The organism is Paenibacillus sp. N119s (genome assembly GCF_059447605.1).
The window spans coordinates 1-11244 of the sequence record NZ_JCAJRU010000171.1; the positions used below are offsets into that span (position 1 = coordinate 1).

General features: G+C 46.0%; 11 protein-coding genes and 2 pseudogenes. 7 read left to right on the plus strand and 6 right to left on the minus strand.

The features are described from left to right. Positions 1 to 84: 84 nt before the first annotated feature. From AC5V8P_RS17995 to AC5V8P_RS18005, 3 genes are all read left to right on the plus strand, one after another. A complete protein-coding gene (locus AC5V8P_RS17995) occupies positions 85 to 939 on the plus strand; it encodes an HNH endonuclease (protein WP_064797648.1) in 855 nt (284 codons plus the stop codon). 454 nt (positions 940 to 1393) lie between these two features. Beyond that, the gene (locus AC5V8P_RS18000) at positions 1394 to 1825 is read left to right on the plus strand and encodes a DUF1641 domain-containing protein (protein ID WP_013373648.1); all 432 of its coding nucleotides are present in this window, start codon (positions 1394 to 1396) and stop codon (positions 1823 to 1825) included. A 27-nt stretch (positions 1826 to 1852) separates the two neighbouring features. Continuing rightward, positions 1853 to 3034, plus strand: a complete 1182-nt coding sequence (locus AC5V8P_RS18005) for an NAD(P)/FAD-dependent oxidoreductase (protein ID WP_063207223.1) — start codon at positions 1853 to 1855, stop codon at positions 3032 to 3034. Between the two features lie 106 nt (positions 3035 to 3140). On the opposite strand, the pseudogene AC5V8P_RS18010 reads toward AC5V8P_RS18005, so the two are convergent. Next, positions 3141 to 3452: pseudogene (locus tag AC5V8P_RS18010) on the minus strand (LamG-like jellyroll fold domain-containing protein); the annotation flags it as partial. 239 nt (positions 3453 to 3691) lie between these two features. Here AC5V8P_RS18010 and AC5V8P_RS18015 point away from each other — a divergent pair. Next, positions 3692 to 4489 carry a stalk domain-containing protein gene (locus tag AC5V8P_RS18015; RefSeq protein WP_064797650.1) on the plus strand — a complete coding sequence of 266 codons (798 nt, stop codon included), beginning with the start codon at positions 3692 to 3694 and terminating at the stop codon, positions 4487 to 4489. Between the two features lie 79 nt (positions 4490 to 4568). On the opposite strand, the gene AC5V8P_RS18020 is transcribed toward AC5V8P_RS18015, so the two are convergent. Both AC5V8P_RS18020 and AC5V8P_RS18025 read right to left on the minus strand, forming a co-directional pair. Continuing rightward, positions 4569 to 5612 carry a stalk domain-containing protein gene (locus AC5V8P_RS18020; protein WP_064797651.1) on the minus strand — a complete coding sequence of 348 codons (1044 nt, stop codon included), beginning with the start codon at positions 5610 to 5612 and terminating at the stop codon, positions 4569 to 4571. Between the two features lie 256 nt (positions 5613 to 5868). Beyond that, positions 5869 to 6045, minus strand: a complete 177-nt coding sequence (locus tag AC5V8P_RS18025; protein ID WP_064797652.1) for a CsbD family protein — start codon at positions 6043 to 6045, stop codon at positions 5869 to 5871. Positions 6046 to 6202: 157 nt separating this feature from the next. On the opposite strand from AC5V8P_RS18025, the gene AC5V8P_RS18030 reads away from it, so the two are divergent. Both AC5V8P_RS18030 and AC5V8P_RS18035 read left to right on the plus strand, forming a co-directional pair. Next, entirely contained in the window at positions 6203 to 6718 is a 516-nt protein-coding gene (locus AC5V8P_RS18030) for a DUF2179 domain-containing protein (RefSeq protein ID WP_064797653.1), read from the plus strand. Positions 6719 to 6837: 119 nt separating this feature from the next. Then, positions 6838 to 7050 carry a cold-shock protein gene (locus tag AC5V8P_RS18035; protein ID WP_064797654.1) on the plus strand — a complete coding sequence of 71 codons (213 nt, stop codon included), beginning with the start codon at positions 6838 to 6840 and terminating at the stop codon, positions 7048 to 7050. A gap of 97 nt (positions 7051 to 7147) precedes the next feature. Here the strand turns inward: AC5V8P_RS18035 and AC5V8P_RS18040 are convergent, their stop codons facing one another. From AC5V8P_RS18040 to AC5V8P_RS18050, 3 genes are all read right to left on the minus strand, one after another. Continuing rightward, complete coding sequence (locus AC5V8P_RS18040) at positions 7148 to 8161, minus strand: substrate-binding domain-containing protein (RefSeq protein ID WP_064797820.1); 1014 nt, start codon at positions 8159 to 8161, stop codon at positions 7148 to 7150. Between the two features lie 251 nt (positions 8162 to 8412). Next, complete coding sequence (locus AC5V8P_RS18045; RefSeq protein WP_064797655.1) at positions 8413 to 9612, minus strand: glycoside hydrolase family 130 protein; 1200 nt, start codon at positions 9610 to 9612, stop codon at positions 8413 to 8415. Then, positions 9609 to 10784 (minus strand): AGE family epimerase/isomerase, encoded by a 1176-nt coding sequence (locus AC5V8P_RS18050; RefSeq protein ID WP_064797656.1) that lies wholly within the window; start codon positions 10782 to 10784, stop codon positions 9609 to 9611. Before AC5V8P_RS18050 ends, AC5V8P_RS18045 begins: the two co-directional genes overlap by 4 nt. A gap of 233 nt (positions 10785 to 11017) precedes the next feature. Between AC5V8P_RS18050 and AC5V8P_RS18055 the strand changes: the two are divergent. Continuing rightward, positions 11018 to 11244 (plus strand): annotated as a pseudogene (locus AC5V8P_RS18055) (carbohydrate ABC transporter substrate-binding protein); the annotation flags it as partial.

Genomic DNA, 11244 nt, shown 5'->3' on the forward strand with positions numbered 1-11244 from the left:
ACGTTAAAATAAGTGTAACTTAGCAATAGATCGGATTTCAGGCAAACCATGAAACTTGAACAAGAGAGGGAAGGAGAGATAGACGTGAAAAATCCACAGCAGAATAAGGATGAAGCAAAAGAACCGCTGATGAAAAAATGTACGTATTGTCAGGAGATAAAGCCATTAACGGATTTTCAGCGTAGAACCGGTCGCCGGGCGGGTCCTTATTCCCGGCGTGGTCCTTGCCGTTCCTGCCGGGGGTTAGCCCCGCAAGAACGAGCGGTTACGTCCGCTCCTTCCCAAGAGGGCACGAAGCCCTCGGTTGCTCCCGCGGGACGGCGTAGCCTTGAAGCAGATACATCTGCGCATCCTTTGGAGGCGTCCGGGCTGGCTTCTATGGAGTCTGAGCGGCCTCGCAGAAAGCCCATCACGGACAAAGCACGCGAGCGCCATCGGCAGCGAGTTCGTCACTTGCTTAGCAGACTGAAGCCTGCGGATACCCATGCATTGCGACTTAATCGCAACGGCCTGATTCGGCTAAGGGGCAAAACGGACCAAGGGAGACGCTGGTATCAGGAGATCGAGCTTGACCTGGCGATGACTTTGGTCAGAGAACGCATGGCGGTGATTGTAAATCCGTACACGGTCCGCAGGCTTTATAGCAACAAGGAATTCCGTCAATATGTGCTTAAACGTGATCGCTATACCTGCTTTTTTTGCGGAGGCTATGGCGACACAATTGATCATTTACTTCCTCGGGCTAAAGGTGGGCACACCACGCCGGTAAATTGTGTATGTGCCTGCAACGAGTGCAATCAAGTTAAAGCTGCCCGTGATGTAGAGGAATTCATCGAGTCTGGCGTACCGCTACCGAATTCTGATGATTTCGAGCCTCCCGCTGCTCCCGAGAACCCCGAGGCTTCTGAGGACACCTTGCACACCAAGACCGATTCTTAGGAAATCGACCAAACTCACTCTCTCTATTATCCATTTCTAGTACAAAATACCCTCTTTATTAAGGTAAACTTAGACAAAAATCGTGCTTATTCTAATTTTTATCTAAAATAACAATAAAAAAATTGCAGAAATTTGTGCAAATTTAAAATTTCTTCGACGATTGGGTTGTGAAAGGTGTAATATAGAGGTATAGGGTTCCGTTTCGTCCTGTTGTAGTCACGAGGAGCGCTTCGTGAGATATTCCGCAGCAGTAACAACAACAGAATAACGTCCAGGCAATATACAATTGGCATCTGCGATCACCAGTCTTGCCCTTTAGGGTATAGGCCAGTTTAAGCTGTGCTTCTTGCATGTTTAAGGGCGAATTCATTAACGTTTTATTGCTAGAGTTTATGATACAGGTTACGAGAAAGGAATGGACTTCTATTTTCACAGTAAAGGAGGACGTTCACGCATGTCTGAAAACCAACAAGAGGTGGCCGTAACACAAGAAGCTACCAAAGAGTCTCGGGATGTATTGGACCAATTGATGAAACCGGAGGTTCAGCAATCGCTGACCGTACTGGTAGAGAATCTGCCAAAGTTGACTGAAATGGTTACTTTTATGACCGATGCTTATGATGTAGCACGCAGTCTGGCAACTGACCCTGTCTTTATCGGAGATATGAAAAACTCCATGGGTGAGTTTGTGAAGCCTGTTACAGATTCAGCTAAAGGATTGGCTTCTGCTGCAATTGAAGCAAATGACCGTGTACAAACTACGGATGGCAGTGTAGGTCTGTTTGGCCTGCTCAAAATGCTTAAAGATCCTAATGTACAAAAAACGCTGCGTTTCAGCCAGGCTTTCCTGGATATTCTGAATGAGCGCCAACGCGAAAGCAAATAATTACCTGATCGAGAACGGAGGATGGACATGTCGAAGCAAATTTTGATCTTGGGCGGCGGATACGGCGGCTTGCTGGCCGCTCTTACAGCACGCCAGCATATGGACGCTAGCCAAGCAACCATTACAGTGGTAAACCGCTTTGCGTCGCACCAAATTATTACGGAACTGCACCGTTTGGCTGCAGGTACGATTGCCGAAAAAGCTGTGGCGCTTCCTTTGGAAAAACTGCTGCGTAACAAGGATATTATCCTGAAAGTGGATACGGTTTCCGAAATCAAACCGGACGATAAGAAAGTAACCCTGGCCAGTGGTGCTACATTGAGCTATGACGCTCTCGTTATTTCCCTGGGCAGTGAAACGGCATATTTCGGTATTCCGGGGCTGCAAGAGCATAGCTTCACACTGAAATCAGTGGCAGAAGCCAATCGCATCCGTGCACATGTGGAAGCTCGTCTGGATGCTTACAAGCAATCCGGTAACAAAGCGGATGCTACCATCGTTATCGGTGGCGGCGGTCTGACAGGCGTTGAGCTGGTGGGCGAATATGCCGACAAACTGCCTGCAGTGTGCCGTGAAAAAGGCATCAACTACGAAGATATCAGCTTGTATTGCGTAGAAGCTGGACCATCTATTTTGGCAGGCTTCCCTCAACCACTGGTTGATCGTGCAGTAACAAGCCTTGAGAAACGTGGCGTTCAAATCGTAGCGGGTGTTCCGATTACAGAGATGAAAGCTGACGAAGTTCTCTTGAAAGACGGACGTTCGATCAAAACGAACACACTGATCTGGACAGGCGGCGTACAAGGTAACGCACTGGTTGGCGCATCTGGTATCGAGGTAAACCGCGGTCGCGCAACGGTGAATGGCGCATTGCAATCGACTTCTCACGAAGACATCTTCCTCGCTGGCGACAGCGCAGTAGTGTTCCCAAGTGAAGGCGAGCGTCCATACCCTCCAACTGCACAGTTGGCTTGGCAAATGGGCGAAACCGTGGGTTACAACCTTTTTGCTTACTTTAATGGAGCGAAAATGGAACAATTCACACCAGTATTCTCCGGCACACTGGGCAGCCTGGGAAGAACAGACGCGATCGGTACTGTAGGCGCGAATGGCACCCAACTGAAAGGCGCTGTAGCTACTTTGATGAAAGAAGGCAGTAACATCCGTTACTTGTCCCACATCAAAGGACTTTTTGCTTTGGCCTATTAATATTCATTACATTTTATATGAATTATTGAAAGAGAGCGCTGTTCAGCGCTCTCTTTTTTCATTCTTTGACACTAGCGATGTTTACGCATTCATAGATAATCTTAAATGATAAATCTCCGTAAAGAGTATTCCCAGGCGTTGTGTAACTGCTTGCAAAAGAGGTCCAATGTGTGAGATCTTTGGACATTGCTGTGGCGATATGCGATCCAAACACATAATAAGTGTCACCGTCTTTGACAATCGAAGGATCATGAACCGATACATTAGAGAAGGTGGGCACATCCTGCTTATTGTTCTGATTCGGCATCGCTGCCGGGGCATCCATTGTGCCTGATGGTCCGCCTGCGATTGCTAATAATAAAGTGAATACTAGTGCAATGCTCGACCTGGCTCTACGCTTAACAAAACTTCTCATCATATACATTTTCCCCTTTCTAATTGGAATACAGTGATGTATTCTGCTTCCAGCGCTAAATACTTTTATGCTTATGGATATTATTAATGTATTTATGAATTAAAAGACTGTTGAGAAGGTATCGTATTCTATAATTAGGTAGGTATTATAAATTATGGTTGACTATATGCGTTGGTGGAGGTACGTTAGTTATAAACAAAACAGTTGTATTTTTGAGCTGTTTATGAATAAAGGAGGATATTATGAAAATCAGGTTGTTCGTAAGCCTTATGGTTTTATTTAGTATTGCTACTGTACACTCGAATTCAACATCAGCTCAAGCTCAGACCCCCATACACCTGAAGGTCAATGATCATTACGTTTTATACACTTATCCTGCCTCACCTTTTGTGGATACGAAGGGGAGACTGCTTATACCGGTCCAAGCGGTTGAAGATATACTGGGCGGCAAAGTAACTTACAATGCAGCGAACAAAACAGCTTCTATTGATTTGTTGGGGCGTAATGTAACGGTTACGATTGGATCACCCGAAATATCAGTTAACGGTGAGTCGGTGACAATGGACACAGTCCCCATCATGAAAAGCAACGCGATGTTTTTGCCAGTAACCATGTTGTTGAAGAATACAGACGCGAAGATGGAGTGGGATTCCAAGCGTGGCTTATTGAAGCTAAGGCATGATAGCTTTACGGAAAGTCCAGTTCTTATGAGGTTTAAGGGACAAGACTTAGCTCAAGTCATTGATGCGAATGCATTTGATCTTACTTCCTTTGACTGGGATCAAAAGCAGGGCGTACTGAATATTCATGCTACGTATAAGACCGATTTATCGCCCGCTTTCAAACAAATTGACTTTAATCCTATGATTGTGTATGGCAAAGGGACTTATAGTGTAGACCCTTATTCTAAACCCGGTTCGTTTCACAAAGTCAAGATAACTAGCGCAGGTCAATTGCTTTATACAAAAAATATCGGTACAACTAATGCGGATAGTGATTATATAAAATATATCACTTCTGTAGGCAGGCTGATTCAATAATGAATACATGATGGTAGTGAATCATAAAAAAAGCGACAAGGGCTATAGAGCCTTTGTCGCTTTTTTCGAAAGACTAATCTTAAAAAGTAATGATTTGACTATTGTTTCCTTTATTACGTACATATCCAACGACTTTGGATACAGACTGTTTATCTTTAAGATAATCAGTAACGCCATCTGTCAGGTTGTTTTTTTGATTGTTCGAAAGTTTATTCCAGTCATCCGAATTTACATAAACCTCGACGATAGCTTCATTGCTGTCGCCTCTTACGGTGAAATCAAAGCCGACTCCATTATAGGTTCCATATCTATCGGACAAGTTACGTTGGATCGTACTTGCATCCAGAGAAGAAGCTACATCCTTCAAAGAAACCTTGCCTCTGCTGTTGATTGTAAAGGTCGCCATTTTATCCCTATTGCTGGAGTTTTTAACCGTACCATCTATATCGGCATCTTTATACTCTTTCAAAATATCTTCACCGATGTCTTCAAGGAAGGTTTCCTTTCTGCTGCTGGTTAGGTCAGTCCATCTGGACTTTGTCATTTCAATGGTCACCGTAATATCGTTTTTGTTACCATCCAGAGTGATATCCGAGTTGGTGTTGTAGTCATCTCTGTGATCATCGTTCAGTTTACGTTGAAGATCTTTCAAGGAGCTTGAACTATTTTTGCTCGCTTCATCTTTCAGCGTCTGGTTGTCTTTTTGCAGTTGAGCAATGGTAGCATCTTTCGTTGTGTTCGCTGCTTTCGCTGTGTTCAGTTCCTGCGTGAGCGTTGAAATTTGGTTATTCAATGCTGTAACTGTAGATTGATCAATAGGAACACCGTTGTCAGCAATGACCACGCGTTTGTTGGTGCCATCCCATGTTACTTTTTTATCCAAAGCTGTACCTGCCAGCTTCAACGGGATATACGTCACGCCATCCAGCAGAAATGGTTCTGTTTTAGCATCAGCAGGAACCTCGGTTCCGTTGTAGATAATTTTAATATTGTTATATACTGCTTGGATCGGCTTAGTTACTTGTGCAGCATATGTAGATTGGCTGAACAGAGCCCCGGAGATGGCCAAGGCCGATACGGCAGTGATGATGACTGGTTTCTTCATGGACTTCAATGATTTCATTCGTCGGTCTACCCCTTTATTTAAGAATTATAGCGTGATACATAGACTAGAGTAACATTAATACATGCAAAATCCAACAGGTTGGAAGAGTTGTTATTGGTTATGCCTATACTAGTTAGACGCAAAAGCGACTGTAAAAGTTGCCCTGTTTGCGTAAATATTTTTCCAAAAGTATCCGAACAAAATAAAACAAGTCCGCTGCACAAGACAGCGAAACTTGTTTGTAGGAAAGTCCGTTAAAGTCTCAAAAGTTGGATTATTTATGGTCCTTCAGCTTGCCTGCTGTTTCCTGAAGATGACCTTTGGCTTTATCCAATTTACCTTCGACTTGCAGGGACTTATTATCCGTAGCGTTCCCGATTTGATCCTTGATTTCACCTTTAGCTTTATTGACGTTACCTTTGATTTTATCGCTGATTCCGTTATCCTTCATGGTCTAGCCCTCCTTTATATAATCAAACTCTCATTCAGCATGCTGTAGTTAGTCATTACCCGAGCGAGGGTAATACGAAACGTAAGGCTGTAGATCACAGACAGGGGTATAATGTTGGATATGGGGTTAATTAGATCGTGGAATGGAGAGTGAGCATATGCTCAAAATTTTATTGTTTATTCTCGTGATTCAACTCATCTATGTATCGGCGTATACACTGCGCATGATTTTGACGCTGAAAGGACAGAAGTACATTGCTGCGCTTATTAGCACCGTGGAAGTTACGGTCTATGTATTGGGCTTGAATGTCGTGCTCAAATATCTGGATCATGTGGCAAGTTTGGCGGTATACGCTATAGGCTACGCATTGGGTATTCTTATTGGGGCATGGATTGAGGAAAAAATAGCGCTTGGTTATGTCACCGTAAAGGTGATCAGCAATGAGACTAATGGAGGAATAGCCAATGCGCTGCGGGACAAAGGCTACGGAGTTACAGCCTGGCTGGGCAGTGGACGTGATGGAGAACGACTGGTAATGGAAATTTTGGCCAAGCGGAAAAACCAGAACAAGCTGTATCAATCCATTCTGGAGTTGGACCCAAAGGCTTATGTCATTACGGTGGAGCCGAAGCAATTTCACGGCGGCTTTTGGACCAAGGCTATCCGCAAATAAGGATTTTGGTAAAATACGCATATTTTTCGTAGGTTGGAGCATATTAATACCCGCACAGGAGGGAATTAACAGTATGCCGACAGGGGATGTTCCCCTATAACAACCGAGGGGGGATATACATGTATAGACGCCAGGCCCCGGAAGTCATTCCAGAGGAAAATACGACTATTTGGTCGTGTACCAACGAGGGTTGCAACGGATGGATGAGAACGGATTTCACCTTTTTGAGCGAGCCGGCTTGTCCACTGTGTCAAGCTTCGATGGGGCAGGAAATGCGGATGCTGCCGATTCTCAATCGGGCAGGCAATTCCTTTGTCGCTCAGCGCTCTTAATTGAAGGGCAAGCCCGATGATCACGCTGCAAATTTTAAACGTCAAAAGCCGCTCCAGCGACATGCTGAGCGGCTTTTGATTGTGGAATATTCATGGATCATGACCTCTCAAGGGACTGCACGGAATCGCGATATACAATATGACCCTGCACAAGGACTCGACCAAAACGACTGCCGGGATGGCTTATTTTTTTCATCATTGAGTCCACCGCAGTACGTGCCATTTGCTCAATGTCTACGCCGACTGTGGTCAGTTGCGGAACAATAAGCGTGGCGTATACATCGTTATCGAAGCCGACCACGGAGCAGTCCTCAGGTACGCGGTATCCCAGACCCATCAGCTTGTGCACCAGATTGTGAGCGACCTGATCGCAGTTGCATACAAAGGCAGTCGGTAGCGGCTGAGGCAGCTCCATTTCAACATAAGATCCTTCGTCGTCCCGGTCACTGAGCACCCACTCGTTACGGAGAGGCAACCTGTGCTCCAGCAAGGATTTATAGTAGCCGAGGAAACGATCCTGAATACTACTAGTGGAATAGATATTCCCCACATAAGCAATATCCCGGTGCCCCTGTGCGATCAAATAGTTGGTCAGTTCGTAGGCTCCGTAAAAATTATCTGTCACCACCGAGTCGATATCGGCATGCTCATCATAAAAATCGAGAAACATTTTAGGCTGGTCCATGGTTTGTACCAGTTCAATATATGGCTTGCTCACTTGTCCCAGAAGAATAAAGCCGTCCACCTTACGATCGTAATAGATACGTGGCAGATTAAGCTGTTCTTCGTCCTCGCGATGGAGGATGTGAAGGATACCGTAGTAGCCGTATGGCTCCAGCGCCCGTGAAATTTGCTGATAAATGTGCAGGTAAAACGATTGGCCAGGACCGGTAAAACGTTCAGGGATGACCACACCAATGTTATAGGTGAGCCCCTCCTTCATGGACTTGGCAACGGTATTGAAACGATATCCCATTTCGCCTGCGAGTGTCTTAATGCGTTCCTTTAACTCCTCGCTAACCCCATCCTTGTCATTGAGCGCCTTCGACACGGTCACGCTGCTTATTCCCAGCTTATCTGCAATATCCCGCATCGTTACGTTGCTCTTCATTCCTGTTCCGCCTTCCAATTTTAAAAAGATAAGCACTTTGCCCACATCCAGATAATTGGTTGCAAAATGCTGAGGTGAATATGAATAGCTTATCCGCTTGTAGAAAATTCAATGAGCTTAGCGGTGCAGCCGCTTTGTATAGATACAAGGATTGGCAGCATAGCTGCCTATAGAACAACAATTAGCCTGCGGGTAACAGTCGTTCTATGGATAGTATACATGGTTCCGTAATCATGATAAAGCTTACAGGCTTAGATCTGCTGGGAAGGACGGGTACGTGCTTGTAATAACGCTTCATTGCGATGGATCAACTCACGGCGGACAGCGACGCTGCCGAGAGAACGCAATGGGTCGGACGGTGTATTGAAGGTGTAGTCTTCCAGTCGGGCGATGGTGGTTGTCGCTACGTGGATACGGGTATCACTGGACGCATAGTATATGAAGACTTCATCTCGTTCATTAACAACGGCTCCATTGCAAAAAATAACATTCGAAACATCACCCACGCGTTCCTCATCATAAGGAGCCAGAAAATGCCCGCCAGGCTTGGCAGTGACGCGCGTAGGGTCTTCTAGGCTGGTGGCAAAGGTATACAGCACATATCGCAGCCCGGCAGCTGTATTGCGTACCCCGTGAGCGATATGAATCCAGCCGCGACTCGTTTTGATCGGGGCAGGGCCCTGCCCGTTCTTGACTTCGTATACCGTATGATAGCAACGCTCATCAATGACTGTCTCATGCTCAATGACGGGCTGTGTAATATCTTTGCAGAGACCAAACGCGATGCCTCCGCCTGAGCCGGTGGAAATAAACCCATCTTGGGGACGAGTATAGAAGGCATATTGACCGTCCACAAATTCAGGGTGCAGGACAACGTTGCGTTGCTGCGGAGACTGGGTAGTGATATTGGGAAGCCGTGTCCATGTGCGAAGATCACGAGTGCGGACCAGTCCGGCCTGAGCGACAGCACTTGAGGTATCGTGGGCTGGCGCGTCAGGGTCCTTTTTCTCCGAGCAATAAATACCGTAAATCCAGCCGTCCTCATGCTTCACCAGCCGCATATCGTACATATTGGTTTCTTCCGGGTCGATATCATCCCATACTAAGGGAGCGTCAATGAATCGAAACTGATCAATACCGTTATCGCTCTCGGCCAAAGCAAAAAACGACTTTCGGTCCAGCCCCTCGGTGCGCGAAACAAGAATGTATTTTCCTTCATGATAGATCGCTCCAGGGTTCAATGCTGCATTTACACCCAGTCGCTCCATAAAAAAGGGGTTGGCTTGGGCATCCAGATCAAACCGCCAGTGAATGGGAACATGATGACGTGTGAGCACCGGATAGAGGTAGCGTTCGTAGATACCATTGTAAAAGGAGGTTTTGACCTCATTGGGGCGAGTAATCAGTTCCTCTTGCTGCGCTAGCAGCTCATCGTATTTGCTATGAATCATTGTTTTTCCATCCTTTCCAGCATTTCAATGCAAAATCGGCTGTTATGATATGGGCACTTCCAAGGTCCTGCAATCTCTCTCGCATCAGGCTTACCATCTGCCTGAACTGACCAGAACCATTCGCCTCCGGCGCGCGAATCAATGATATATTGTTGGGTATAAGTCCATAGATTTCGTACAATCTGCAAATATTTTTCATCTTGTGTCCGTTGAAACGCATTATAAAAGCCAACCATTGCCTCGGCCTGTACCCACCAGATACGTGAAGTGTCTACCCGCTCTCCCTCCCGCTCGTTGATGAGCGATCCGTCTGGCTGAATAGCCCGCTCAGCTACGGCACTGGCAATATCCAGCACCATATTCACATACTCGGATGGATGATCATCCAGCACGTTCATAGCGTCGTCCATCAGCCAGCTGGCTTCGATGTCGTGACCATATGAGGTCAGATCAAGCAGTAAGCGCCATTCGCGGTCGAAAAATACTCCCAACCGCCGAGCGGAAGCATCGTAAACACGCTGATATAAAATATCCAGCACGTTCTTCAGTGCAGCCCGAACCTCGTCGTTTGGCTGAGCGCGCAGCAATTGGGTATACGCTTCCAAAACGTGGATATGCGTATTCATAGTAATATGCGCGGTGACTCCATTTTCACTAAGCAGCTCATTGGGCTGTGCGTTCCAAGATCGATCATATTGTTCCCCGTATGCTTGTAGAGCAGGGTCATACCCTTTCTGCTCCACCAGGTGAAACAGTTCCATTGCCAGTGGCAATGCATTCGGGTCATCCGTAGCTCGTGCATATTCTGCCAGCGCATAGATCGCAAATGCCTGCGCGTAAACATGCTTACACGTATCCACAGGTTGCCCGTTGTAGTTCACCATCCAGTATATTCCCCCATGTAATGGGTCAAGCAGGTGATCTCGCAGGAAGGTGAAAGCATGTCGTGCCGCATCTGCATAGGCACGTTCCCCTGTTACACGGGCTGCTGCTGAGAAAGACCAGAGCAGCCGCGCAGTGGCGATGCCCCCTTTGTCCGCTTGTTTATGGGTGTGCAGATCCACGTCTACCTCGCCATAATATCCGCCATGTTCTTCATCTTTCAGGCCTAGCCAGAATGGGAGTATGTGTTCCTGCCATTCCTGTTTAATTTCGTGCACTAGTGTTTCCAAGAGACAAAGCCTCCTTCGGAAAATGAAATTATTAGTTTATCGGTAACCTTACAAAAGGTATCTTATCTATGTATTCATAAACTGTCAACCATACTAAATTTGTGTTTTAACATAATAAACGGGCACTCTTTTCACAAAAAAATATTGTAATTGACACGGTAAGCGCTAACATAATAAAATGATTTTGTTAGTTTAACGATAACCTTATTTAAAACAACAGGAGGGGTCGTCTCATGAAGTTGTCCAAGGTTTTGATGTCATTGCTATCCGTGCTATTGGTAGCAGGGCTGTTTACTGGCTGTAGCTCAAAGAAGGGTACGCCAGCTGCCGGTTCTGATCCGAAGGGTCCGGAAGGGGAAATTACGGTGATCACACAGCGGACAGATATTGTGGATACCGTATTTCAGGATTACGCCAAGGAATTTAACAAACTTTATCCGAACGTGAAGGTCAATTTTCA